This is a genomic window from Pseudomonas sp. BGI-2 (genome assembly GCF_004310295.1).
Classification (GTDB): domain Bacteria; phylum Pseudomonadota; class Gammaproteobacteria; order Pseudomonadales; family Pseudomonadaceae; genus Aquipseudomonas.
The window spans coordinates 13,941-39,276 of the sequence record NZ_SISB01000055.1 but is presented as its reverse complement, the minus strand read 5'-3'; the positions used below and the strand labels follow the sequence as shown (position 1 = coordinate 39,276).

25 protein-coding genes are annotated in these 25,336 nt (G+C 60.3%); 15 read left to right on the top strand and 10 right to left on the bottom strand.

The genetic code is table 11. The features are described 5' to 3' along the window. Window positions 1-174: 174 nt before the first annotated feature. Entirely contained in the window at window positions 175-873 is a 699-nt protein-coding gene (locus EYC95_RS27370; RefSeq protein ID WP_131063101.1) for a DNA-3-methyladenine glycosylase, read from the bottom strand. A gap of 189 nt (window positions 874-1,062) precedes the next feature. Between EYC95_RS27370 and EYC95_RS27365 the strand changes: the two genes are divergently transcribed. From EYC95_RS27365 to EYC95_RS27305, 13 genes are all read left to right on the top strand, one after another. Then, on the top strand, window positions 1,063-2,334 hold the full coding sequence (locus tag EYC95_RS27365) for a glutamate-5-semialdehyde dehydrogenase (protein WP_131063100.1): 1,272 nt from the start codon (window positions 1,063-1,065) through the stop codon (window positions 2,332-2,334). Window position 2,335: 1 nt separating this feature from the next. Then, the gene (gene nadD / locus EYC95_RS27360; protein WP_165557516.1) at window positions 2,336-3,025 is read left to right on the top strand and encodes a nicotinate-nucleotide adenylyltransferase; all 690 of its coding nucleotides are present in this window, start codon (window positions 2,336-2,338) and stop codon (window positions 3,023-3,025) included. A gap of 72 nt (window positions 3,026-3,097) precedes the next feature. Then, the gene (rsfS, locus tag EYC95_RS27355) at window positions 3,098-3,592 is read left to right on the top strand and encodes a ribosome silencing factor (protein WP_131063098.1); all 495 of its coding nucleotides are present in this window, start codon (window positions 3,098-3,100) and stop codon (window positions 3,590-3,592) included. A gap of 9 nt (window positions 3,593-3,601) precedes the next feature. Continuing rightward, window positions 3,602-4,069, top strand: coding sequence for a 23S rRNA (pseudouridine(1915)-N(3))-methyltransferase RlmH (gene rlmH / locus EYC95_RS27350; RefSeq protein ID WP_007937439.1), 468 nt, complete (start codon window positions 3,602-3,604; stop codon window positions 4,067-4,069). Between the two features lie 10 nt (window positions 4,070-4,079). Further along, complete coding sequence (gene mrdA / locus EYC95_RS27345) at window positions 4,080-5,975, top strand: penicillin-binding protein 2 (RefSeq protein ID WP_131063097.1); 1,896 nt, start codon at window positions 4,080-4,082, stop codon at window positions 5,973-5,975. Window positions 5,976-6,006: 31 nt separating this feature from the next. After that, entirely contained in the window at window positions 6,007-7,110 is a 1,104-nt protein-coding gene (gene rodA, locus EYC95_RS27340) for a rod shape-determining protein RodA (protein WP_162556277.1), read from the top strand. Between the two features lie 17 nt (window positions 7,111-7,127). Continuing rightward, on the top strand, window positions 7,128-8,138 hold the full coding sequence (gene mltB, locus EYC95_RS27335; protein WP_131063096.1) for a lytic murein transglycosylase B: 1,011 nt from the start codon (window positions 7,128-7,130) through the stop codon (window positions 8,136-8,138). Continuing rightward, on the top strand, window positions 8,138-9,148 hold the full coding sequence (locus EYC95_RS27330) for a septal ring lytic transglycosylase RlpA family protein (RefSeq protein WP_131063095.1): 1,011 nt from the start codon (window positions 8,138-8,140) through the stop codon (window positions 9,146-9,148). The genes mltB and EYC95_RS27330 overlap by 1 nt, the downstream gene beginning before the upstream one ends. A gap of 183 nt (window positions 9,149-9,331) precedes the next feature. Next, window positions 9,332-10,489, top strand: coding sequence for a D-alanyl-D-alanine carboxypeptidase family protein (locus EYC95_RS27325; RefSeq protein WP_131063094.1), 1,158 nt, complete (start codon window positions 9,332-9,334; stop codon window positions 10,487-10,489). An 80-nt stretch (window positions 10,490-10,569) separates the two neighbouring features. Next, window positions 10,570-10,845, top strand: a complete 276-nt coding sequence (locus EYC95_RS27320; RefSeq protein WP_131063093.1) for a DUF493 domain-containing protein — start codon at window positions 10,570-10,572, stop codon at window positions 10,843-10,845. After that, the gene (gene lipB / locus EYC95_RS27315) at window positions 10,845-11,492 is read left to right on the top strand and encodes a lipoyl(octanoyl) transferase LipB (protein WP_131063092.1); all 648 of its coding nucleotides are present in this window, start codon (window positions 10,845-10,847) and stop codon (window positions 11,490-11,492) included. The genes EYC95_RS27320 and lipB overlap by 1 nt, the downstream gene beginning before the upstream one ends. A 1-nt stretch (window position 11,493) precedes the next feature. Further along, window positions 11,494-12,519, top strand: a complete 1,026-nt coding sequence (lipA, locus tag EYC95_RS27310; protein ID WP_131063091.1) for a lipoyl synthase — start codon at window positions 11,494-11,496, stop codon at window positions 12,517-12,519. Between the two features lie 162 nt (window positions 12,520-12,681). Beyond that, entirely contained in the window at window positions 12,682-13,632 is a 951-nt protein-coding gene (locus EYC95_RS27305; RefSeq protein ID WP_131063090.1) for an LD-carboxypeptidase, read from the top strand. A gap of 108 nt (window positions 13,633-13,740) precedes the next feature. Here the strand turns inward: EYC95_RS27305 and EYC95_RS27300 are convergent, their stop codons facing one another. From EYC95_RS27300 to leuS, 5 genes are all read right to left on the bottom strand, one after another. Further along, complete coding sequence (locus tag EYC95_RS27300; protein ID WP_131063089.1) at window positions 13,741-15,063, bottom strand: lytic murein transglycosylase; 1,323 nt, start codon at window positions 15,061-15,063, stop codon at window positions 13,741-13,743. 62 nt (window positions 15,064-15,125) lie between these two features. Further along, on the bottom strand, window positions 15,126-15,290 hold the full coding sequence (arfA, locus tag EYC95_RS27295; protein WP_065908951.1) for an alternative ribosome rescue factor ArfA: 165 nt from the start codon (window positions 15,288-15,290) through the stop codon (window positions 15,126-15,128). A 207-nt stretch (window positions 15,291-15,497) separates the two neighbouring features. After that, entirely contained in the window at window positions 15,498-16,535 is a 1,038-nt protein-coding gene (gene holA, locus EYC95_RS27290) for a DNA polymerase III subunit delta (RefSeq protein ID WP_131063088.1), read from the bottom strand. Between the two features lie 39 nt (window positions 16,536-16,574). Next, window positions 16,575-17,180 carry an LPS assembly lipoprotein LptE gene (gene lptE / locus EYC95_RS27285; protein WP_131063087.1) on the bottom strand — a complete coding sequence of 202 codons (606 nt, stop codon included), beginning with the start codon at window positions 17,178-17,180 and terminating at the stop codon, window positions 16,575-16,577. A gap of 87 nt (window positions 17,181-17,267) precedes the next feature. Continuing rightward, window positions 17,268-19,874: a leucine--tRNA ligase gene (gene leuS / locus EYC95_RS27280; RefSeq protein ID WP_131063086.1), complete on the bottom strand. Its 2,607-nt coding sequence runs from the start codon at window positions 19,872-19,874 to the stop codon at window positions 17,268-17,270. Between the two features lie 257 nt (window positions 19,875-20,131). Between leuS and EYC95_RS27275 the strand changes: the two genes are divergently transcribed. Both EYC95_RS27275 and EYC95_RS27270 read left to right on the top strand, forming a co-directional pair. Beyond that, window positions 20,132-20,452 carry a hypothetical protein gene (locus EYC95_RS27275; RefSeq protein ID WP_131063085.1) on the top strand — a complete coding sequence of 107 codons (321 nt, stop codon included), beginning with the start codon at window positions 20,132-20,134 and terminating at the stop codon, window positions 20,450-20,452. A 106-nt stretch (window positions 20,453-20,558) separates the two neighbouring features. Beyond that, window positions 20,559-21,326 carry a YdcF family protein gene (locus tag EYC95_RS27270; protein WP_131063084.1) on the top strand — a complete coding sequence of 256 codons (768 nt, stop codon included), beginning with the start codon at window positions 20,559-20,561 and terminating at the stop codon, window positions 21,324-21,326. 61 nt (window positions 21,327-21,387) lie between these two features. Here the strand turns inward: EYC95_RS27270 and lnt are convergent, their stop codons facing one another. The 4 genes from lnt to EYC95_RS27250 are packed head-to-tail and all read right to left on the bottom strand — an operon-like array spanning window position 21,388 to window position 25,262. Then, window positions 21,388-22,911 carry an apolipoprotein N-acyltransferase gene (gene lnt / locus EYC95_RS27265; RefSeq protein WP_131063083.1) on the bottom strand — a complete coding sequence of 508 codons (1,524 nt, stop codon included), beginning with the start codon at window positions 22,909-22,911 and terminating at the stop codon, window positions 21,388-21,390. Window positions 22,912-22,925: 14 nt separating this feature from the next. Then, window positions 22,926-23,765 (bottom strand): HlyC/CorC family transporter, encoded by an 840-nt coding sequence (locus tag EYC95_RS27260; protein WP_131063082.1) that lies wholly within the window; start codon window positions 23,763-23,765, stop codon window positions 22,926-22,928. Window positions 23,766-23,770: 5 nt separating this feature from the next. Further along, window positions 23,771-24,265 (bottom strand): rRNA maturation RNase YbeY, encoded by a 495-nt coding sequence (gene ybeY / locus EYC95_RS27255; RefSeq protein WP_131063081.1) that lies wholly within the window; start codon window positions 24,263-24,265, stop codon window positions 23,771-23,773. Continuing rightward, on the bottom strand, window positions 24,258-25,262 hold the full coding sequence (locus tag EYC95_RS27250) for a PhoH family protein (protein WP_131063080.1): 1,005 nt from the start codon (window positions 25,260-25,262) through the stop codon (window positions 24,258-24,260). The genes ybeY and EYC95_RS27250 overlap by 8 nt, the downstream gene beginning before the upstream one ends. Window positions 25,263-25,336 lie beyond the last annotated feature (74 nt).

Below are 25,336 nucleotides of genomic sequence, written 5' to 3'. Positions count from 1 at the left end.
GCGTAATCATCGAGTGCTGCGCGAGCATATTCGTAGCCCACAGGTGCATGTTCCTTCCTCGCCGACAACTGACTTCCAGCGATATCAGTATGGAAGAGAAAGGAACGGACTACCTATATCGCGAGCAAGCTCGCTCCCACAGGGATTTCCTTCTACCTCTAGTCCGGGTACATCTCAGGACAGCAAAAAATAATCGCGACCTTCGACCTGCCCCCGTCGCAGCGGGTTCCGTGTGCAATACGGCGCGTAAGCCGCATCGACGAAGCGGTACATCAAATGCTCGTCGCGTCCGTGGGGAATGCCCAAACGCGTGGTTTGAATGATGTGAGCAGGGGCCGGGCCGCCGTCTTCGACCAGCAAGACCTCATGGTCGAAGCGTTTGGCGTCCCAGACCGGCACCTTCAAACCCAGAGACTTGCAAAGCAAGGTCTGCCCGGCGCAAAGCTTTTGCGAAGGGCGAGGGCGGCCTTTTGCGTCGGGGTTGTTCAGCAGCATCTGCGCCAGGCTCGCCGGCCCGCTCAACTCATCGACCCATGGATAGGCGGATTTGATCAGCACTGCGTTGCCCGGCCCCTGAGCGCTGAAGTTCAGCGAATCACCGCCGCGGGCGTAATACATATAGATGTGCCCGCCATCCAGAAACAAAGCCTTACGCTTTTCTGTGTAACCGAGGGACGCATGGCTGCCTTTTTCTTCGCAGTAATAGGCCTCGGTCTCAATAATCCGGGCACTGAGCCACAGGTCACCGACCCGGTGACGGATGACTTTGCCGAGTAAATCCCGGGCCAGCGTTTGGGCATCTCTGTCGAAAAAAGCATCCGCAAGCCCCTTGGGCAGGTTCGTAGCGGACGTGCGAACAGTCAGGTTGGACATGATGAACGGTGTTAATCAAGGCTGATTGAGTCGTGATGATAACAATTTGCAGCTTAATCTCGGCTGAACGTCGGCAAAATGCCCTCCATTTCGACCATCCGCCCGTCACCGCTGTTAGTCCCGGGACGCGACAGCTATAATCTGCCGCTTTACTCTTTACCAAGACCTTAGCAAAGACCACCACAGACAATGACTGAGCCCGTTCTTGACTACATGGCCCGCCTGGGTCGCGCCGCCCGCGAGGCCTCTCGCGTCATTGGTCGTGCCAGCACTGCGCAGAAAAACCGCGCGTTGCAGGCTGCTGCCAATGCGCTGGACGCTGCACGCGCCGAGCTGACGGCTGCCAATGAACTGGATTTGGCCGCGGGTCGGGCCAATGGTCTTGAGCCGGCATTGCTTGAACGTCTGGCGCTGACCCCGGAACGCATCGACGGCATGATCGTCGGTTTGCGTCAGGTGGCGGCATTGCCGGACCCGGTCGGCGCAATCCGCGACATGAGCTTCCGGCCGTCGGGTATTCAGGTCGGCAAGATGCGCGTGCCGTTGGGCGTGATCGGGATCATCTATGAGTCCCGGCCGAACGTGACCATCGATGCTGCGAGCCTGTGCCTGAAGTCCGGTAACGCGACCATCCTGCGTGGCGGTTCCGAGGCAATTAACTCCAATCGCGCCATTGCTGCCTGCATCCAGCGTGGCCTGGCCGAGGCCGAATTGCCCGCTGCAGTGGTGCAAGTGGTCGAAACCACCGATCGTGCGGCCGTTGGCGCGTTGATCACCATGCCGGAATACGTCGACGTCATCGTGCCTCGTGGCGGCCGTGGCCTGATCGAACGGGTCAGTCGCGATGCCCGTGTGCCGGTGATCAAGCACCTGGACGGCATTTGCCACGTCTACGTCAGCGCCCACGCCGATCTACCGAAAGCACAGCGCATTGCGTTAAATGCCAAGACTTACCGCTATGGCATCTGCGGTGCGATGGAAACGCTGCTGGTTGATCAAACCCTTGCCAAAGATTTCCTGCCGTCGATGGCTGCACAGTTCCGCGAAAAAGGCGTCGAGCTGCGCGGTTGCGAACGCACCCGGGCGATCATCGAGGCGGTGGCGGCCACTGAAGAAGACTGGAACACCGAGTATCTGGCGCCGATTCTTTCGATCCGCGTGGTCGACGGACTGGACCAGGCCATCGAACACATTAATAAGTACGGCTCCCATCACACCGATTCGATCGTCAGCGAAAACCTTGCTGAGACACGGCGTTTTGTGGCGGAAGTTGATTCATCGTCGGTGATGATCAACACGCCGACCTGCTTCGCCGATGGCTTCGAATACGGATTGGGTGCCGAGATTGGCATTTCTACTGATAAGCTGCACGCCCGCGGCCCGGTGGGTCTCGAAGGTCTGACCTGCGAGAAGTACATCGTGGTCGGTGATGGCCAGTTGCGCGGCCAGGCGTCGGTCTGACTTGGGCGACCTCAAAGCGTCAGCCCCGCAAACCGCCAGCGAGCCTGCGCCTCGACGCATTGGCGTGTTGGGCGGGACGTTCGACCCGGTGCACATCGGCCATTTGCGCGGTGCGCTGGAAGTCGCCGAATCGCTGGCGCTTGATGAATTACGCCTGACACCCAGTGCCAGGCCGCCACATCGCGGTACGCCGCAGGTGTCGGCAAAGGACCGTCTGGCGATGGTCGAGTGCGCGGTGGCCGGTGTGGCGCCGCTGGTGGTGGACGCCCGCGAATTGCAGCGGGACAAACCGTCCTACACCATCGACACCCTGGAACTGATGCGCGCCGAACTGGCCGCCTCTGACCAGGTTTTTCTACTTTTGGGCTGGGACGCATTTTGCGGCCTGCCCACTTGGCACCGCTGGGAAGAGTTGCTCCAGCATTGCCACATCCTGGTGCTGCAACGCCCGGATGCCGACAGCGAACCGCCGGATGCCTTGCGCAATCTGTTGGCGGCACGCTCGGTGAGCGACCCGCTGGCCCTCAAAGGGCCGAGCGGACAGATTGCATTCGTCTGGCAGACGCCGCTCGCGGTATCCGCCACCCAGATCCGTCAACTGCTGGCCAGCGGTAAGTCGGTACGTTTCCTGGTGCCCGACGCGGTCCTGGCCTACATCGATGCGCACGGTCTCTACCGTGCGTCGAACTGAAAAAGGGAGCGCTTCAAAACACGTGAACGCGTGTACCGAAGCGCCCGAACATACGAGCAAAACGAGTTTTATATGACGAACAAAGACGTAACTAAAGTAAAGCGCAAAGGCACGTTCAAGAGCGCCCCGCTGCCTGAGCCGGTTCTCACCACCGAGCCCCTGAAGGGTGATGAGCTGGTCAAGGTTGCCGTAGCCGCCCTGGAAGACGTCAAGGGCCAGGATATCCAGGTCATCGACGTTCGTGAAAAGCAGAGCATCACTGACTACATGATCATCGCTACCGGTACTTCGAACCGTCAGATCGGCGCGATGCTGGATAAAGTCCGTGAAGCGGTCAAAGCCCTGGGCGTCAAGCCGCTGGGTGAAGAAGGCAAGGGCGACAGCGATTGGGTGCTGCTGGACATGGATGACGTCATCGTTCACATGATGACTGCCTCGGCTCGTCAGTTTTACGACCTTGAGCGTCTGTGGTCCGGTGCGGAACAGAGCCGTGCTCTGAACGCGGCTCACCACAGCCCGGAAAACACCCATGAGCACTTCATCAAGCTCAACAAAGACCAGCAGTAAGGGACCGCTGTGCGACTGCGACTGATCGCCGTCGGTTCACGCATGCCCAAGTGGGTGGAAGAAGGCTGGCATGAATATGCCAAGCGTCTTCCGTCCGAGCTGGCGCTGGAACTGGTGGAAATACCGCTCAACACCCGGGGCAAGAACGCCGACGTGGCGCGCTTCATCCGTCAGGAAGGCGAAGCCATGCTGGCCAAGGTCGGGCCCAATGAGCGTGTTGTGACCCTCGAAGTCCACGGCAAGCCCTGGAGCACCGAGCAGTTGGCGGTCGAGCTCGATCGCTGGCGGCTGGACTCGCGCACGGTGAATTTCATGGTCGGCGGTCCCGAAGGGCTGGCGCCGGAAGTGTGTGCGCGGGCCGATCAGCGCTGGTCGTTGTCGCCGTTGACGTTGCCGCACCCGCTGGTGCGGATTCTGATCGGCGAACAGCTGTATCGTGCCTGGACAGTCTTGTCCGGCCACCCTTACCACAAGTAGTTCTGCCCTCATGCCTCAGCCGATCCGCATCAAGGACCACGAAAAAGACGCCCGTCTGGTGCGTGGCCGCGTCGTGTTCGGGGCAATTGCGGTGGTGTTGCTGATCTGTGTGCTGATCGCGCGGCTGTATTTCCTCCAGGTGATTCAGTACGAGTACCACTCGACCCTGTCGGAAAACAACCGCGTCCATGTGCAGCCGATTCCGCCGACCCGCGGGCTGATTTTCGACCGCAATGGTGTGGTGGTGGCTGACAACCGGCCCAGCTTCAGCCTGAGCATGACCCGCGAACGGTCCGGCGACTGGCAGCAAGTCCTCGACGTAATCGTCGAAGTGCTGGCGCTGACGCCCGAAGATCGGGTGATCTTCGAGAAACGCATGCGTCAGGGGCGTCGGCCGTTCGAGCCAGTGCCGATCCTGTTCGAGCTGACCGAAGAACAGATCGCCCGCATCGCGGTGAATCAGTTCCGTCTGCCGGGGGTGGAAGTGGTCGCGCAGTTGGTGCGTCACTACCCGCAGGGCGCGCACTTTGCGCACTCGGTGGGCTACATGGGGCGGATCAACGAGAAAGAGCTGAAGTCCCTCGATCCGGTCAATTACAGCGGCACCCACCACATCGGCAAAACCGGCATCGAGCGTTTTTACGAGCCCGAGTTGCACGGTCAGGTGGGTTACGAAGAAGTCGAGACCAACGCTCGGGGTCGCGTATTGCGCGTGCTCAAACGGACCGATCCGATTCCCGGCAAGGACATTGTCCTGAGCCTGGACATCAAACTGCAGGAAGCGGCCGAAGCGGCACTCGGTGGTCGTCGTGGTGCGGTGGTGGCGCTGGACCCGAAAACCGGCGAAGTGCTGGCGATGGTCAGTGCGCCGAGTTTCGACCCGAACCTGTTCGTCACCGGCATCGGCTTCAAAGCCTATGCCGAGCTGCGCGATTCCATCGACCGGCCACTGTTCAACCGCGTGCTGCGCGGTCTCTACCCGCCGGGCTCGACCATCAAGCCGGCGGTGGCGATTGCCGGGCTGGACGCTGGTGTCGTGACTGCGTCGAGTCGGGTCTACGATCCCGGCTATTACCAGTTGCCCAATTACGACCACAAATACCGTAACTGGAACCGTACCGGCGACGGTTACGTCGATCTGGACACGGCGATCATGCGTTCCAACGACACCTACTTCTACGACCTGGCCCACAAGCTGGGGATCGATCGGTTGTCGGCATACATGGGCAAGTTCGGCATCGGCCAGAAGGTCTCGCTGGACATGTTCGAAGAGTCACCGGGGCTGATGCCGACACGGGAATGGAAGCGTGCAACCCGACGTCAGGCCTGGTACCCGGGAGAAACACTGATTCTTGGGATCGGCCAGGGCTACATGCAGTCGACGCCGCTGCAACTGGCCCAGGCCACGGCGCTGGTGGCCAACAAAGGCATCTGGAACCGTCCGCACCTGGCCAAGACCGTTGAAGGCGAGCGGCCCAAGGATGAAAACCCGATGCCGGACATCGTCCTGCGCGACCCGTCCGATTGGACCAGGGTCAACCACGGCATGCAGCAGGTGATGCACGGTGCCCGGGGTACGGCGCGCAAAGCGGCGATCGGTGTGCAATACCGCATCGCGGGGAAAAGTGGTACGGCCCAGGTGGTCGCGATCAAGCAGGGCGAGAAGTACGACCGCTCCAAGGTTCAGGAGCGCCATCGCGACCACGCCTTGTTCGTCGGCTTCGCGCCGGCCGACAACCCGAAAATCGTGGTGTCGGTGATGGTCGAGAACGGCGAGTCCGGTTCCGGCGTCGCCGCGCCGGTGGTGCGTCAAATCATGGACGCCTGGCTTCTGGACCAGGACGGTCGGTTGAAGGCCGAATACGCCAGCCCTATCAGTGCGGAGGCTACGGCCCGTGAAGAGTAATTTCGATCGGATCCTCTCCAGTGAGGATGTGATGCGTCGCCGTGCGACGCTATTGCAACGCATGCACATCGACGGCCCGTTGCTGATCCTGCTGCTGACCCTCGCCGCTGGCAGCCTGTTCGTGCTGTATTCGGCCAGTGGCAAGAGCTGGGACCTGCTGGCCAAGCAAGCCACTTCGTTCGGCATCGGCCTGGTGTCGATGATCGTTATCGCCCAGTTCGAGCCGCGTTTCATGGCCCGCTGGGTGCCGGTCGGTTATGTGATCGGCGTGCTGTTGCTGGTGGTGGTGGACGTCATGGGCCACAACGCCATGGGCGCCACGCGCTGGATCAACATTCCGGGCGTGATCCGCTTCCAGCCTTCGGAGTTCATGAAGATCCTGATGCCGGCGACCATCGCCTGGTACTTGTCCAAACGCACCTTGCCGCCGCAGCTCAAGCATGTGGGCGTCAGTCTGTTCCTGATCGGCTTGCCCTTCATTCTGATCGTGCGTCAGCCGGACCTCGGCACCTCGCTGCTGATCCTCGCTGGTGGCGCTTTTGTATTGTTCATGGGTGGTTTGCGCTGGCGCTGGATCATGAGCGTGCTGGCGGCTGCCGTGCCGGTGGCCGTGGCGATGTGGTTCTTCATCATGCACGACTACCAGAAACAGCGAATCCTGACGTTTCTTGATCCTGAGAGCGATCCGCTCGGTACGGGCTGGAACATTATTCAGTCGAAAGCCGCCATCGGTTCCGGCGGCGTGTTCGGCAAGGGCTGGCTGCTCGGCACCCAGTCGCACCTGGACTTCCTGCCGGAAAGCCACACCGATTTCATTATTGCGGTCATGGGCGAGGAATTCGGCCTGGTCGGCATCTGCGCACTGCTGCTGATTTACCTGTTGTTGATCGGTCGCGGGCTGGTGATTACCGCCCAGGCCCAGACATTGTTCGGCAAATTGCTCGCGGGCAGTCTGACCATGACGTTTTTTGTTTACGTTTTCGTCAACATCGGTATGGTCAGTGGCCTGTTGCCGGTCGTGGGGGTGCCGTTGCCGTTCATTAGCTACGGAGGAACTTCGCTGGTAACGCTGCTGTCAGCGTTTGGGGTTTTGATGTCGATCCATACCCATCGTAAGTGGATCGCACAGGTTTGAATAAGGTGAAGATGTCAATGCAAGTAATGCGTGGCTGGGCGACTCGATACGCGCCATGGGTCGGCCTGGTAAGCATCCTAGGCACAGCGCAGGACGCGTTGGCCGGCGATTACGAAGGCTCACCGCAGGTGGCCGAATTCGTCGGTGAAATGACCCGCGACTACGGTTTTGCCGGTGAACAGCTGATGGGCGTGTTCCGCGAGGCCGAGCGCAAACAGTCGATTCTGGACGCGATCTCGAAACCCGCCGAACGGGTCAAGCAGTGGAGCGAATATCGCCCGATGTTCATCACCGACGCGCGCATCGCCCGTGGTGTGGACTTCTGGCGTCAGCACGAAGCAGTTCTGGCCCGTGCCGAGCAGGAATATGGAGTTCCGGCGCAGGTGATCGTCTCGATCATCGGCGTTGAAACCTTTTTCGGCCGCAATACCGGGAATTTCCGGGTGATCGACGCCTTGTCGACCCTGGGTTTCGACTATCCTCCCCGTGCCGAATTCTTCCGCAAGGAATTGCGTGAGTTCCTGTTGCTGGCTCGTGAAGAGCAGGTCGATCCGTTGACCCTCAAAGGCTCTTACGCCGGCGCAATGGGCTTGCCGCAGTTCATGCCGAGCAGTTTTCGCGCCTATGCGGTGGACTTCGACGGTGACGGCCACATTAATATCTGGACCAACCCGATTGATGCCATTGGCAGTGTCGCCAGTTATTTCAAGCGTCATGGCTGGGTCGCCGGCGAACCGGTGGTCAGCCGCGCCGATGTGCGTGGCGCGCAGGTAGACGAAGGTTTGACGACGGGCATCGAGCCGACTAAAACGGTCGGGGAGTTGCGAGCCTTGGGCTGGTCGAGTCATGATGCGCTGCGCGATGACATGCCGGTCACGGCTTTCCGCCTGGAAGGTGACAATGGCCCTGAATACTGGATGGGCCTGAAGAATTTTTACGCAATCACGCGTTATAACCGCAGCGTGATGTACGCCATGGCCGTACATCAACTGTCTGAACAGCTGGTCCAAGCACGGGGCGTCAAGTAATGCGGGCATTGCCTATGAATAAACCCCTGAGGCTGATGGCATTCGCCGCGTTGGCGGTGCTGCTCGCCAGTTGTTCGACCAGCCGTCCGCCGACCCAAAAGTCTTCCCCCGCCGTGCGCGCAACGCCAGGCCTGGACATCAATCGCGCGCACAAAGATGGCGCGCCTTGGTGGGACGTCGATGTATCGCGCATCCCGGATGCCACGCCGACCCTGCACTCCGGTCCTTATAAAGCCAACCCGTACACCGTGCTGGGCAAGACTTACTTCCCGCTGCAAGAATCCAAGACTTATGTCGCTTCGGGCACGGCGTCCTGGTACGGCACCAAATTCCACGGGCAGAACACCGCCAATGGCGAGGTGTATGACCTGTACGGCATGAGTGCCGCCCACAAGACTTTGCCACTGCCAAGTTACGTTCGGGTGACCAACCTGGACAACAACAAGAGCGTGATCCTGCGGGTCAACGATCGCGGGCCGTTCTACTCGGACCGCATCATCGACTTGTCCTATGCCGCCGCGAAAAAACTCGGTTACGCCGAAACCGGTACCGCGCGGGTCAAGGTCGAAGGTATAGATCCGCAGCAGTGGTGGGCACAAAAGGGCCGTCCGGCGCCATTGATGCTCAACGAGCCGCAAGTCGCGCAGAATAGCGCCCCGGTGATTACCGCTTCGGCCGGTACGGTCGAGCAATGGACACCACCGCCGCAGCAACACGCCGCGGCCGTTGTGCCCGTGCCGCTCGATGCAAAAAAAAACGCTTCTGTACCAGCCTCTGGCCAGTATCTGCAGGTGGGCGCGTTCGCCAACCCGGACGCTGCAGAACTCCTGAGATCGAAGCTCAGCGGGATGGTGAGCGCTCCGGTGTTCATCAGCTCGATCGTGCGCAATCAACAGACGCTGCATCGGGTGCGCCTGGGGCCGATCGGTTCGCCGGGTGAAATCCAGCAAGTGCAGAACAGCGTGCGTCTGGCCAATCTCGGTTCGCCGAGCCTGGTCACTGCCGAGTAATACGTAGTACTTGATTGACGGTTCGCTTGCGGTTTTGGGGGGCGAACCGGGTTGTTGGCTCGTTGAAGAACAAAAGCCCGGCAAGGGTTACAGAGTGAGCAACTGAACACGCGATGACCCGTTAGAAGGTCATCTGATTAGTTTTGCCCTTGGGCAGTTTCCATTAGCGATTTCGAGAGACGGATGAACATCACCACCTTTGCCAAACGCCTGTGCCTGCTAGTCCCGCTGCTCCTCTCGCCTGCCGCTTTCGCGGTCGAGATGATGCCGTCGCCACCGCAACTGGCCGCCAAAGCCTACGTACTCATGGATGCCAGCAGCGGCAACGTGCTGGTAGAGAACAACGGTGACCAGCGTCTGCCTCCGGCCAGCCTGACCAAGCTGATGACCGCGTACATCGCGACCCTGGAAATCCGTCGTGGCCAGATCGGTGAAAACGATCCGGTGACCGTCAGCGAAAACGCCTGGCGGACCGGCGGTTCGCGGATGTTCATCAAGGTCGGCTCGCAGGTGACGGTCAGCGACCTGCTGCACGGCATCATCATTCAGTCGGGTAACGACGCCAGTGTTGCGCTCTCCGAGCACATCGCCGGCAGCGAAGACGCCTTCGCCGACATGATGAACAAAACCGTGGCCGACCTGGGCATGACCAACAGCCACTTCATGAACCCGACCGGTCTGCCGAACCCTGAGCACTACTCGTCGGCTCACGACATGGCCGTGCTGGCTCGCGCAATCATCCACGAAGACCCGGCTCACTATGCGATCTACTCGCAGAAAGAGTTCTTCTGGAACGGCATCAAGCAACCTAACCGCAACCTGCTGCTGTGGCGTGACAAGACCGTCGACGGTCTGAAAACCGGCCACACCGACGAAGCCGGCTACTGCATGGTGTCTTCGGCTGTACGTGATGGCATGCGCCTGATCGCCGTGGTGTTCGGCACCAACAGCGAAGTGGCACGTGCCTCTGAAACCCAGAAGCTGCTGACCTACGGTTTCCGCTTCTTCGAAACCCAGACCTTCTATCAGAAAGGCGCCGAGCTGGCTCAGGCCCCTGTCTGGAAAGGCAGCACCAATCAAGTCAAGGCCGGCCTGGCTGAAGACCTGACCATGACCCTGCCAAAAGGCCAGCTGAAAAAGCTCGCCGCCAGCATGACCATGAACCCGCAACTGGTTGCGCCAATCGCCAAGGGCGACGTGATCGGTAAAGTCGAAGTGAAACTGGACGACAAGGTGGTGCACAGCGCCGACCTGATCGCCCTGGACGCTGTCGAGGAGGGTGGTATCTTCCGCCGCATGTGGGATAGCATCCGTCTATTCTTCTACGGCTTGTTCAACTGAATTAGTGTGGACTTGCATGGCCCCGTTCCAATCCGGATCGGGGCCATGTCCGTTGCCACGGCTTACGAGGCCGTTACGCCATGACAGATACCGAAGTAAAGGCGCCAAAGATCGAATTCCCCTGCGCGGATTACCCCATCAAGGTGATCGGCGATACCGGCGTGGGTTTCAAGGACAAGATCATCGAGATCCTTGAGAAACACGCGACCGTTGACCACAAGACCCTGGCCGAGCGCCAGAGCACCAACGGCAAGTACACCACCATCCAGTTGCACATCATCGCCACCGGTCAAGAACAGCTGTACGACATCAACAGCGAGTTGCGGGCTACCGGTTTCGTGCACATGGTGCTGTGATGTCTGGCACGCTGGGCTTTCGCGAGCTCGGCCAGCTGGCTTACGAGCCGGTCTGGCATGCCATGCAACGCTTCACCAACGAACGTGGCAGCGATGCCGCTGACGAGATCTGGCTGGTCGAGCACTCACCGGTGTTCACTCAGGGGCAGGCCGGTAAGGCCGAGCACGTGTTGCTGCCGGGGGATATTCCGGTGGTGAAGGTGGATCGCGGTGGTCAGGTGACCTATCACGGCCCCGGTCAATTGGTGGCCTACCTGTTGCTCGACGTTCGCAAGCTGGGTTTTGGCGTGCGTGACCTGGTCAACCGCATGGAACAATGCCTGATTGAGTTGCTGGCCAGCTACGGCGTCACTGCCGTGGCCAAGCCGGATGCTCCGGGTGTCTACGTCAATGGGGCGAAAATCGCTTCTCTCGGTCTGCGGATCCGCCATGGTTGCTCCTTTCATGGCCTGGCCCTGAACGTGGACATGGACCTGGAACCGTTTCGACGGATTAATCCCTGCGGCTACGCCGGGCTGGCGATGACCCAGTTGCGCGATCACGCAGGATCGATTGAATTTGCCGAGGTAAGTGCCCGGCTGCGCGCGCAGCTCGTCAAACACCTCGACTATGCTGAGCAGACGACCCTAACGGGCGGAATCGACTGATATGACTACTGATGCAGTGCAAACCATGATCCCGACGCTGGATGTTACCGAGCGTCCGGCCCCGCGTGCCAAGGTTGAAGCCGGCGTCAAGCTGCGCGGCGCCGAGAAGGTTGCACGCATCCCGGTAAAGATCATTCCGACGACTGAACTGCCCAAGAAACCTGACTGGATCCGCGTGCGTATCCCGGTTTCGCCGGAAGTCGACCGCATCAAGGCCCTGCTGCGCAAACACAAGCTGCACAGCGTCTGCGAAGAAGCGTCCTGCCCGAACCTCGGCGAATGCTTCTCCGGCGGCACCGCGACCTTCATGATCATGGGCGACATCTGCACCCGTCGCTGCCCGTTCTGCGACGTGGGCCACGGTCGTCCGAAGCCACTGGACGTCAACGAGCCGGAAAGCCTGGCCATCGCCATCGCCGACCTGAAACTCAAGTACGTGGTGATCACCTCGGTAGACCGCGACGACCTGCGTGACGGCGGTGCCCAGCACTTTGCCGACTGCATCCGCGAGATCCGCAAGCTGTCGCCGAACGTGCAGCTCGAAACCCTGGTCCCGGACTACCGTGGCCGCATGGACGTCGCGCTGGAAATCACCGCGGCCGAGCCACCGGATGTGTTCAACCACAACCTGGAAACCGTGCCTCGCTTGTACAAGGCCGCGCGTCCGGGTTCGGACTACCAGTGGTCGCTGACCCTGCTGCAACGCTTCAAGCAGATGATGCCGCACATTCCGACCAAGTCCGGCCTGATGCTGGGTCTGGGTGAAACCGACGAAGAAGTCATCGAAGTCATGAAGCGCATGCGCGAACACGACATCGACATGCTGACCCTGGGCCAATACCTGCAACCGTCCCGCAGCCACTTGCCGGTGCAGCGTTTTGTGCACCCGGACGTTTTCGCCTGGTTCGCCGAGGAAGGTTACAAGATGGGCTTCAAGAACGTGGCTTCCGGCCCGTTGGTACGTTCCTCGTACCACGCCGACGAGCAGGCGAAGCTGGTTAAAGCTGAATTGATGTCGTCCTTGTAACAAAGCGCCCGCAAGGCTTTTCAGCCTTGCGGGCGTTTTTGTTGGCCGAGCCTACGGCCACTACAGTCTTTTCCTGCAACCTGCGGGGCGACTGACCCTCTTCTGTTTGTCCCCGTTCCTGACTACTGTGTGCTTGATGCTTTCACGCAGGGAGATTCATGGATGACCGTTCGACCGACTCACACTCTGTTTCCTCACTCGCCCGTTCCGGCCTTGCCCTCGCAAGGGCTGATCGGCGTCATTGCGCCCGCCGGTCCGGCCGGGCTGGACACCGACAAAGCCGTGGCCTGGATGCGTGCTCGCGGTTATGCGCTGCGGATATTTCCCGGGGTGTACGAACAGGATGGCTACCTGGCCGGTAGCGACGACGTGCGGCTCAATGACTTGCACGCGGCGTTCGCCGACACGGACGTCGACGCGATCATCTGTCTGCGCGGCGGTTACGGCACGCCGCGTTTGCTCGATCGCATCGATTTCGAACTGCTGCAAAACAACGCCAAGCCGTTCATCGGCTACAGCGACATCACGGCGCTGCACGTGGCGATCAGCCGTTATGCCGGTTTTGTGACCTTTCATGGTCCGCTGCTCAATGCCGATTTGCTGGGCGAGAAGCAAAAACCGACCGAGTCTTCGTTTTTCAACATGCTCAGAGGGCAGGTGAAGGCGGGCAGTGTGATTTCGCACCCGGTGGCGTGGCCGTTGACCACAATCGAGCCTGGCATCGCTCACGGGCGTTTGCTGGGGGGCAATCTGTCGATGATTGCCGCGACCATGGGCACGCCTTACGAGTTGGACGCCGAGGGCGTGATTCTGCTGATCGAGGATATCAACGAGCCGTTGTATCGCATTGATCGGTTGCTGACCCATCTGCGTCTGGCCGGCACGCTGGGCAAGTTGCGCGGGGTGCTGGTGGGGGATGTGGCGGGGGTTGATGTGTCTGGGCTGGAGCGTTTGCTCAAGCAGACCTTCGAGCCGTTGCGGATACCGGTGCTGGCCGGGTGGCGCAGCGGGCATTGCGATCCGAACCTGACGTTGCCGATGGGCGCGTTGGTTCGATTGGATGCGGGGAAGAAGGAATTGGTGTTGGAGCAGGATGTGGTGGTCAAGCGGTAGTTTCGATAGCGCCTAGTAGTCAGTCTTCGCGGGCAAGTCGGATCGCCGCACCGCTCGCTCCTACAGAATGGTGTGATCCTGTAGGAGCGAGGCTTGCCCGCGAAGCTTTTAACGGTTACGCAAGCCTTCAAGCAGCTTGTGCGTCGGATACCCATCCGCCGGCCAGCCAAACGACTGCTGCGCACTGCGGATCGCCTTGCGAGTATTAGCGCCAATGATGCCGTCAGCATTGCCCGCATCGTAATTCTGCGCGCTCAGCAGGCTTTGCAGTTCGATCCGCTCGGTACGGCTCAACGGCAAATCATCTTTTGGCCAGGTACCGCTGATCAGGCCTGCCCCGTTGAAGCGCTCGGACAACAGGCTCACCGCCAAGGCGTAAGACGACGAGTTGTTGTACTTGAGGATCGCGCGGAAGTTGTCGAGTACCAGGAACGCCGGGCCACGATAGCCGGCCGGCAACAGCAGGGCGGCGGACAGGTGTTCGGAGCCCGCCGGAACCTGGGCGCCGTTGGGCAGCGAGACACCTGACTGTTGCCATTCGGCGACGCTTTTGCGAATCGTGCCGTCGGCCAGAGCGTAATTGAAGCTACCCGGTAACTGCACTTCAAAGCCCCATGGCTGGCCTCTCTGCCAGCCGGAGCTTTGCAGGTAATGCGCAGTCGAGGCCAGGGCATCAGCCGGGCTATTCCAGATGTCGCGGCGGCCATCGCCATCGAAGTCCACGGCGTGGGTGTTATAGGTGGTCGGGATGAATTGAGTCTGGCCCATGGCGCCAGCCCAGGAACCGAGCATTTTCTCAGGCTCGATGTCGCCTTGTTGCAGGATTTGCAGGGCGGCGATCAGTTGCGCATGAGCAAAGCCCGGACGCCGGCCTTCGTAGGCCAGGGTCGCCAGGGAGTTGATCACGGACTTGTTGCCCTGGAACTGACCGAAGTTACTCTCCATGCCCCACACCGACACCAATGCCTGGCGATCGACGCCGTAGCGCTGTTCGATGCTTTGCAGAATGTCGGCGTATTCGCTGACCAGCGCCTGACCTTTGCGTACCCGCAGTGGCGACAGGGCACCATCGAGGTATTCCCACACCGGGCGGGAGAATTCGGGCTGGCTTCGATCGGCGCGGATCACGCTGTTGTCCAGGCTGATATTGGCGAAGGCGCGGTCGAACAGATCGGCGCGGATGCCGGCGGCCAGCGCATCTTTACGGAAACCCGCCTGCCATTCGGCGAAGGTCTGGGTAGGCTGGATGTCGAGGTTTTCACCGGTCGGCACCACGGGCGGAATGACCGCAGGGGCTGTCGCGATGGGGAGGCTCTGAAGCGGCTGGGCGTCGGCGGCGGTCGGTTTTTCCGCGCAGGCGACAAGCAAAATGAGGCTGGAGGCAGCGATCAGTTGGCGCAGGGGCCAACGACGGGAAAGACTAAGGGGCATGCACAGGTCCAGGGAATACGAATCAGGTGCAGACCTTAACATGTTGAGCGGGCGCTTGCCTTTCAGGCCGCCAGAAAGTAAGAAGCCTCCCAGCTATTAGACTGGAAGGCTTCGCGGCGGTAGCTGCCTTTGCCCTTGCCGGCTCGTTCCTGACGGCTGCGGAACAGTGGCTGGGCGATGATGGATTTGGCCTTGTTGGGGCCATGCCTGGATGGCTTTTTGCTCATGATCAGATCTCTCGATTGAGTGGTTTTTGCGGGGGAAATAATCTGCTGAAGTTCGAGTTCTGTCTAGTCCCCGCATTGCGTAGGACCTTTCGGACGCCTTCGCGGGCAAGCCTCGCTCCAGGTTGGAGTCGTACACAAATTTGCGGGTCGACTCAGGCCCGTAGGAGCGAGGCTTGCCCGCGAATGGTCGTTATGCAGTCGAAAACCTTATTCGGCGGGTAGCGACAATCTTTGACCGGCCATCAACAACGACAACCGACTCAAACTCATCCACGGCGACCCGGCGGCCTGGCCCTTGATCTGGGCGTCGATGCGCTGGGCTTCCAGCAATAACTGCGCCCAGCGTTGCGCCGGGTAGCGTTGCAGTGCTTTGCTCATCAGCGGTTTGCGCTTGTCCCAGACCGGCGGTCGGGCTTGGCTGAAGGCTTTGTCCAGTGGCACACCCTGGCTGTACTGCAGCGAAAGGTTGGCCAGCAGACGCAGCTCCCGGGCCAGCGCCCAGAGAATAACGGGTGGTTCAACGCCTTCACCGCGTAGCCCTTCGAGGATACGCAGGGCATGGGCGGCTTCGCCGTTGAGAATCGCATCGGTCAGGCCAAAGACATCGAAGCGCGCGCTGTCGGCCACCGCCGCTTGCACGGTTTCAACGGTGATCTGGCCACCTTCGGCCATCAGCTTGAGTTTTTCGATTTCCTGGGCGGCGGCCAGCAGGTTGCCTTCGACCCGAGCGGCAATCAGCTCCACGGCATCCTGGCTGGCAGAAAGCCCGGCCTGGGACAACCGTTGACGAATCCAGCTCGGCAACTGGTTGGCATCCACCGGCCAGATCTGCACGAACTGCGTCTGCTGTCCTTCGACCAGCGCCTTGCCCCACTTGGTTTTCTGCGCACTGCCATCCAGCTTGGGCAGGCTGATCAGCAGCACCGTGTCTTCGGCCGGGCGCGAGCAGTACTCGATGAACGCGGCGGCACCTTTGTCACCCGGTTTGCCGGACGGCAAGCGCAGTTCCAGCAGGCGCTTTTCGGCGAACAACGACATGCTGGCGCCGGCTTGCAGCAACGTACCCCAGTCGAAACTGGCGTCGGCGGCGAAGACCTGGCGTTCGTCGAAGCCCTGTTGGCGAGCGGCGGCACGAATGGCGTCGGCGGCTTCCTGACACAGCAGTGGGTCATCGCCACTGATGATGTAGACCGGCGCGAGGGCACCTTGCAGGTGTTTACCGAGTTGGGCGGGCGCGAGTTTCATAAGAGAGGGCGAACGGGGCGCCTGGGCGCCCCGTAAGTCTTATTGCTGCGGGATTTCGATGGGCGACTGACGCGGGGTTTCCGCTTCAGCCTTCTGCGCAGCTTCCAGTGCCTGGGCTTCGGCTTTTGCCTTGGCATCGGCGGTCTGTTGCAGCTGCTCCAACTGAGTCGGGCTGAGCTGTGACAGGCGCAGCATCATGCGTTGAACCAACTCGCGACGGGTTTCTACGCGCGCCGTATTGGCTTCCTGGTCGGAACCCACCAGGTTGTTGCCGTCGTGGATGAAGATTTTCTGCACTTCGAGCTTGTCGCTGAGCAGCGGCAGGTTTTGTGCGCCACGGATGTCGTAGCTCAGCACGGTGCTCACCTGATATTCGCCAGTACGGCCAGCACCGGCGTAGCTGAGGATGCGCTGGCTTTCCTGCTCGTCGGTCAGCACCAGTTTGTACGGCGCTCCGGTGTAAACCTTGACGCCGCTGCTTTGCAGTACCTGACGCAATTGCGTCACGGTTTCGCCGTAAGCGTTGCGGGCGCTCAAGTCGAGTTCCTTGATCGCCATTTCATTGGTGCCGGTGCCGCGCAGCTGGAAACCGCAGGCGCTCAACAGGACTGCGAGGCCCATCACCAGCAGATTGCGTTTGATCATCTTGTTGCTCCCCTTGAAACCATGTGGGCCGATCGTGCGGCCCGAAAGGTTTAACTCGGCGCCAGGCTTGCCTGGCGCCTGATCCAATTAGCTGGCGACGATATTGACCAGTTTCCCGGGCACTACAATCACTTTACGAATAGTCAGGCCGTCGACGAAGCGCAGCACGTTCTCGTTGATACGGGCAGCAGCTTCGACTTCTTCGCGAGTCGCGGTGGCCGGCATTTCGATCTGACCGCGCAGCTTGCCGTTGACCTGGATGACCAGCGTCAGGCTGTCCTGCACCAGCGCGGTTTCGTCCACCACCGGCCAGCTGGCGTCGATCACTGGGCCAGCGTGACCCAATTGATTCCACAGCTCGTGGCTGATGTGCGGGGTGATCGGAGCCAGCAGCAACGTCACGGCTTCCAGGCCGTCGTGAACCAGTGCGCGATCCTGTTCGGTGCCTTGCGCGGCTTTTTCCAGCACGTTCATCAGCGTCATCACCTGAGCGATGGCGGTGTTGAATTTGTGGTTCTGGCCGACATCGTGGCTGGCCTGCTTGATAGCCAAGTGGATAGAACGGCGAATGGCTTTCTGTTCGTCGTTCAGGCTAGCGACGTCCAGTTTGCCCGGCAGGCCCTGAGTGACGTGCGCTTGAGCAAGGCGCCAGACGCGCTTGAGGAAGCGGTGCGAACCTTCGACTCCGGAGTCGGACCATTCCGCGCTCATGTCAGGTGGCGAGGCGAACATCATGAACAGGCGGCAGGTGTCTGCGCCGAACTGGTCAATCATCGACTGTGGGTCGACGCCGTTGTTCTTCGACTTGGCCATCTTCTCGGTGCCGCCGATTTCCACCGGCAGGCCGTCTGCGATCAACTTGGCGCTGATAACCTTGGCCTTGCTGTCGCGTTCGAGTTCGACGTCGGCCGGGTTGAACCAGGTGTAAGCACCATTGGCTTCGCGACGATAGTAAGTCTCGGCGATCACCATGCCTTGGGTCAGCAGGTTCTTGAACGGCTCGTTGGAGCTCACCAGGCCTTCGTCACGCATCAGCTTGTGGAAGAAACGCGCGTAGAGCAGGTGAAGAATGGCGTGTTCGATACCGCCGATGTACTGATCCACTGGCAACCAATGGTCAGCCGCGGATTTTTCCACCAGGCCGCCTTCATAGTGCGGCGAGGCGTAACGGGCGTAGTACCACGACGACTCGACGAAGGTGTCCATGGTGTCGGTTTCACGCTTGGCAGGCTGGCCGCATTTCGGGCAAGCGCACTCGTAGAACTCGGGCATGCGCGCCAGGGGCGAACCGGCGCCATCCGGCACCACGTCTTCCGGCAGTACCACAGGTAATTGATCTTCCGGGACCGGCACATCACCGCAGGTGGTGCAGTGAATGATCGGGATCGGGCAGCCCCAGTAGCGCTGACGGCTGATGCCCCAGTCGCGCAGGCGGAACTGGGTACGCGAGGCACCGAGGTTTTTCTTGATCAGCGCAACTTCGATGGCGTCGAAGGCACCTTCGAAGTCCAGACCGTCGAATTCATCGGAGTTGATCAGCGTGCCGTGCTCGCCATAGGCGTCTTGCCACGGGGCCGGGTTGGTCTCGCCGGAGCTGGTGCGCACCACCGATTTGATCGGCAGGTCGTACTTGTGGGCGAACTCGAAATCACGTTCGTCGTGAGCCGGCACAGCCATGACCGCGCCATCGCCGTAGTGCATCAGCACGTAGTTGGCGACCCACACCGGCAGTTTTTCGCCGGTCAGCGGGTGCTCGACGAACAGGCCGGTCGGCAGGCCTTTCTTCTCTTGCGTGGCGACGTCGGCTTCGGCAACGCTGCCGCCCTTGCATTCAGCGATGAACGCTTGCAGCTCAGGGTTGTTCTGCGCGGCCAGGGTGGCCAAATGATGTTCGGCGGCCACGGCAACGTAAGTTGCGCCCATCAGGGTGTCCGGACGGGTGGTGAAAACCTTCAGCGCGCCGGTTTCGCCAATGGAATCGACGTTGTACGGGAACTGCACTTCCATGCCACGGGACTTGCCGATCCAGTTGCGCTGCATGGTCTTGACCTGTTCAGGCCAGCCAGTCAGTTCGTCGAGGCTCTCCAGCAGCTCATCCGCGTAGGCGGTGATCTTGAAGTAGTACATCGGGATTTCGCGCTTTTCGATCAGCGCGCCGGAACGCCAGCCGCGACCGTCGATCACCTGTTCGTTGGCCAGGACGGTCTGGTCGACCGGGTCCCAGTTCACGGTGCCGCTTTTTTTGTAAATCACGCCTTTTTCGAACAGGCGAGTGAACAGCCATTGTTCCCAGCGGTAGTAATCAGGCTTGCAGGTGGTGACTTCGCGGGACCAGTCCACCGCCAGGCCCAGGCTGCGTAGCTGGGTTTTCATGTAGGCGATGTTTTCGTAGGTCCACTTGGCGGGCGCTACGTTGTTCTTCATCGCGGCGTTTTCCGCCGGCATGCCGAAGGCGTCCCAACCCATGGGTTGCAGGACGTTTTTGCCTTGCATGCGCTGGTAGCGGGAGATCACGTCGCCGATGGTGTAGTTGCGCACGTGCCCCATGTGTAGCTTGCCGCTGGGGTAAGGGAACATCGACAGGCAGTAGAAAGTCTCCTTGCCTGGCTGTTCACTGACTTCAAAGGACTTTTGCTCATCCCAGAACGACTGGGCGGCGGCTTCGATTTCACGGGGCTGATATTGTTCGTGCATGGCTACTTTTGAACTGAATAGGGGTGGCCTAATCCTCTTCAATGCAACGCTGGGCGGTGACGACGCCAAATTGGCGTTTCGGTGCCCAGACGAGCTGGAAGTGGAGTTACAGGAAGCGCCGTAGCATACATGACCGCGCTCTACCGAGGGAAACCCTGATTGCACCCCGAGGGCCGTTGGTCGCGGCACTCAGCCGGTTTGTCCATGGAAGCTAAGCTCTAAATGGGGAGCGATTCTTATCTTCAATGAGGTGAGGGATGGTTGAGTCACAGCAAAAAGTCACGAAACCGGTGCTGTACGAAAGACTGATCGATCGTCTGGGGATGGCTCTGGACGCTGCAAAAACCGCTGACCGGCTACGCGATGAGCGTCCCTTGGAGCTGGAACTGCGTGGGTTGAGCCCCGCAGAGTTTGAACTGGTCAAAGCCTATCTGGATCGCAGTGAACGTGAGACGCACGGATGCTTGTCCGCAGCAGTGAAGCAACTCGACGCACCACGTTCGGCCAAGGTCATCTGGCTCAAGGACAAGGCACCTGGCAGGGACTCGGAAAAGGTCCGGTCTCTGCAATTCAAGTAACGGCTGCAAGCCATGACCCATGGTTTATTCAAAGCATAATCCTTCCGCATTTGTTGTCGCATTGCGTCAACCCACTTAGGCTTCGGGCATCTTATGGAGATGCTCGATGCCTTTTCGTTATTTCGTGAAACAACTTCTGTTGCCGCCCGGCATTCTTTTGCTGTTGCTGGTTCTTGCGTGGTGGTTGCGCCGCTCAAGGCCGAGGCTTGCGGGCGTGTGCTTTGCCTTGGGTTTCGGCGGCTTCTTTTTGATGAGTTTGCCGGTAGTCGTGCAGTGGGGCGCCAAGGCCCTGGAAAGTGAGCCGCCACTGGCGCGCGAGGAATGGGCCGGTCTGGGTCAGCGCGCGGATGCGATTGTGCTGCTGGGTTCCGGGCGTGAGCGGGGCGATATTGCCTGGGGGGCTGATCAGCCGACGGGTATTGGTCTGGAGCGTGAACGTTATGCAGCACGCCTGGCCAAGGCTTCCGGGTTGCCCATTCTTACCAGCGGCGGCCTGCATTACGGCACGCCGCCCACTGAAGCGAAGTTGATGGCGGATTCGTTGCTCGATGATTTCGGCGTGACCGTGCGTTGGCAGGAAGGGCGCAGCCGCACGACCTGGGAGAACGCGCAGTTCAGCGCTGAAGTGTTGTTGCCGCAGGGAATCAAGCGGGTAGTGGTGGTCACTCAGGCCTGGCACATGCCGCGATCGGTCTGGAGTTTCCAGCAGGCGGGATTTGAAGTGGTGCCGGCGCCGGTGGGATTTCTAGGCGTAGACAATGCCCGACCGCTGGGCGGCTGGATGCCGGAATTCAAGTCGATCTGGCAGAGCGGGCAGTTGGTGAATGAGGCGGTGGGGCAGATCGGTTACTCGATGTTTTACCGACAGAAGTGATGGGTGACCTGTGGCGAGGGGGCTTGTCGGAACGCCGCATCGCCACAAAAGCCCTCCAGTCTCAGAGGGTTTTGGCCATCCGGCTCGCCACCAGCGCCCAGCCAAACAACAACACGCAAACGATGACCAGCGGCCACGAGCGCCATTGCAGGTAAGGCGTCAGGTTGTGCATTGGCACGACTTCGCCGTACAGGATGCCGCGTTCGAACTGCGGAATCTGCACCGTGATCTGACCGAACGGGTTGATCAGGCCGGTCACGCCGTTGTTGGTGGCGCGGATCATCCAGCGGCCCGCCTCAAGCGCGCGCATCTGCGCCATCTGCAAATGTTGCAGCGGGCCGATGGAGGTGCCGAACCAGGTGTCGTTGCTGATGGTCAGCAGCAGATCACTGCGAGCCGCCAGGCTGGCGGCGAATTCCGGGTAGACCACTTCATAACAGATGAACGGCGCAATCTGATAGCCCTGGGCTTGCAGCATGGCCTGGTCAGCCGGGCCGCGGGCAAAGTCGGACATCGGCAGGTCGAAGAACGCGATCAGCCCGCGCAACACATCCTGCAACGGAACGTATTCGCCAAACGGCACCAGCTTCTGCTTGAGATAAGTGCCGTCGCCTTCACCGATGACGGTAATGCCGTTGAAGAAGCGTTTCTCGTGGCGGACTTCCTGGCGGATCGGTACGCCGGTAATCAGCGCAGACTTACGCTCTGCGGCGAAATTTCCCATCATGTTCAGGTAGCCCTCGGCGGACTCCTTGAGCACCGGGACGGCCGTTTCCGGCCAAATCAGCAGATCGACGCGTTTGGAACTGAAGCTCATGTCGCGGTACAGCGCCAGCTGCGCGTTGAGCTGCGCCGGGTCCCACTTCATGCTTTGTTCGATATTGCCCTGAATGGCGGCGACGCTCAGTGCCGGGCCCGCCGGGCTGGTCCAGGCGTGCTCTTTCAATGCCATGCCGGCCACCCAAGGTCCGACCAGCAGCAACACGCCTGCGGCGATGAAACCTTTACGGCCTGTGCGCACCAGACGCATTGCGTTGTAGATCAGCGCAGCCGTCAGGGCCAGGGTGAAGGAAATCAGCCACATCCCGCCGACCGGTGCGAGCCCGGCCAACGGGCCGTCGAGCTGACTGTAACCGGAGTAGAGCCACGGGAAACCGGTGAGAAACCAGCCACGAAAGGCTTCCTGGCCGACCCACAGCGCTGCAAACGCCAAGGCATCCGCCAACGGTGCTTCGTTACGACGCAGCCACCGCGCCCAGATCCAGGCGGGCAGGGCGAAGAACCAGGCAATCGCCGCCGTGAAGATCAGCATCAGGAAACCGGCCAGCAGCACCGAAGCGCCGCCGAAGTTGTGGATGCTGTAGTAGATCCAGCTGGTGCCTGCGGCAAACAGGCCGAAACCGAAACACCAGCCACGGCCCAAGGCCTGGCGGGGGCTCAGTTCGCGCAACCCGGCGTAAAAGAAACCGACCGCCAGCAATGCCAGCGGCCAGATATCGAATGGCGCCAGGGCCAGGGTGGTGAGTGCACCGGCCGCCACGGCCAGCAGGTTACCGGGCCAGCCGGGGCGGGTCAGACGACGCATTTCAATCCTTGGATTTATCGGGCAATGGGTGACAGACGCAGCAAGTGAATACGACGGCTATCGGCATTGAGGATGCGGAAGCGATAGGCGCCGATTTCAGTGATTTCATTGCGTTTTGGCAGGTGCCCGAACGCGCTCATCACCAGGCCGCCAACGGTGTCGAATTCGTCGTTGGAGAATTCGCTGTCGAAGAACTCGTTGAAGTTCTCGATCGGCGTCAGGGCCTTGATCAGGAAGTCGCCGCTTGGAAGAGGCTTGATGTAGCTGTCTTCTTCGACGTCGTGCTCGTCTTCAATGTCGCCGACGATTTGTTCCAGCACGTCTTCGATGGTCACCAGGCCTGCCACGCCGCCGTATTCGTCAATAACAATGGCCATGTGGTTGTGGTTGGCGCGGAATTCACGCAGCAGCACATTCAGGCGCTTGGACTCGGGCACGAAGGTGGCCGGGCGCAGCAGATCCTTGATATTGAAGCTGTCGCCGTTTTCCTTGAGGATCAACGGCAGCAAGTCCTTGGCCAACAACACGCCCATCACGTCATCATGGCTTTCGCCGATCACCGGGTAGCGGGAGTGGGCCGAGTCGACCACGGCCGGCAGGAACTCACGGGGTGTCTGGGTAGCCTTGATGCTGATCATCTGCGAGCGCGGGACCATGATGTCCCGTACTTGCAGGTCTGCAACCTGGATGGCGCCTTCGACGATGGCCAGCGCTTCGCTGTCCAGCAACTTGTTCTGATGTGCATCGCGCAGCAGCTCCAGCAGCTCCTGGCGGTTCTTCGGCTCGTGGGCAAAAGCCTGGGTGAGCTTACCCAGCCAAGACTTTTGCCCGTTGCTCGATCGATCTTCGCTCATAGCGATTACTCTGAATCCTTTGTTGTAACGATAGGGGTTGTGTCTGTTTCGTCGTCCGCATAAGGGTCGGGATAGCCCAACTCGGCAAGCAACGTTCGCTCCAGTGCTTCCATTTCTTCGGCTTCGTCGTCATCTATATGGTCGTAACCCAGCAGATGCAAGCAGCCGTGAATCACCAGATGCGCCCAATGGGTCTTTAGTTCCTTGCCTTGCTCGGCGGCTTCGCGCTCGACCACTGCCACGCAGATCACCAGATCGCCCAGCAGCGGGATGTCGAGAAACTCGTCAGGCACATCGGCAGGAAACGACAGGACGTTGGTGGCGTAATCCTTCTGCCGCCAGGTGTGGTTCAGTTCGCGGGCCTCTTCTTCATCGACCAAGCGGATGGTCATTTCAGAGTCGGCGGTGCGCTGGCGCAGGGCCAGTTCACACCATTGGCGGAATTCGGCTTCGCTGGGGGCAGGCGCTTGGGTAGCCAGTTGCAGATCAAGCTCAAGCATCGCGGCGACTGTCCTTTGGCGTTTCGTCTGCCACGCGATTCTCGAAGCGCTCGTAGGCTTCGACAATGCGTTGCACCAGTGGATGGCGCACAACGTCCTTGGACTCGAAATGGGTGAAGCTGATACCCGGTACGTCCTTGAGCACTTCAATCACATGGTGCAGCCCGGACTTGGTGCCTTTCGGCAGGTCGACCTGGGTGATGTCCCCGGTGATGACGGCCGTGGAGCCGAAGCCGATCCGGGTCAGGAACATCTTCATCTGTTCGACGGTGGTGTTCTGGCTTTCGTCGAGGATGATGAAGCTGTTGTTCAGCGTGCGACCGCGCATGTAGGCCAGTGGCGCCACTTCGATCACCTGACGCTCGATCAGTTTGGCAACGTGTTCGAAGCCGAGCATTTCGTAGAGTGCGTCGTAGAGCGGGCGCAGGTACGGGTCGATCTTCTGCGACAGGTCGCCGGGCAGGAAGCCGAGCTTTTCGCCCGCTTCAACCGCCGGACGCACCAGCAGGATGCGACGAATCTGCTCGCGTTCCAGCGCGTCTACCGCGCAGGCAACGGCCAGATAGGTCTTGCCGGTACCGGCCGGGCCGATGCCAAAATTGATGTCGTTACCGAGTATTTCCTTCACGTAGCGCAGCTGATTCAAGCCGCGAGGACGAATCATGCCTTTTTTGGTGCGCAGGGCGACGGAGGGTTCGGCGGGGGAGACATTGTCCAGCTCTTCGACGGCCGATTCCTGCAGGAACAGGTGAACCATGTCCGGCGACAGCTCGGTACCCTTGGTTTCCCGGTACAGACGGCGCAGGAGGTTTTCCGCGGAGGTGGTGTGTTTGGGGTCGCCGATCAGCTCGAACTGGTTTCCGCGGTTGCGGATCTCGATGGTCAGGCGTTGCTCGATCAGGCGCAGGTGCTCGTCGAACATCCCGCACAGATTGGCGAAGCGACGGGCCTCAAAGGGCTCAAGGATAAAACGATGTGGTTCTATGGGTGCGTTCAAGGTCGTATTTAGCCGCCCTGGGGCAATTAAGATGAAATCAAGGATAACGCCAGTGGGCTGGGTGCGAAAGCTCT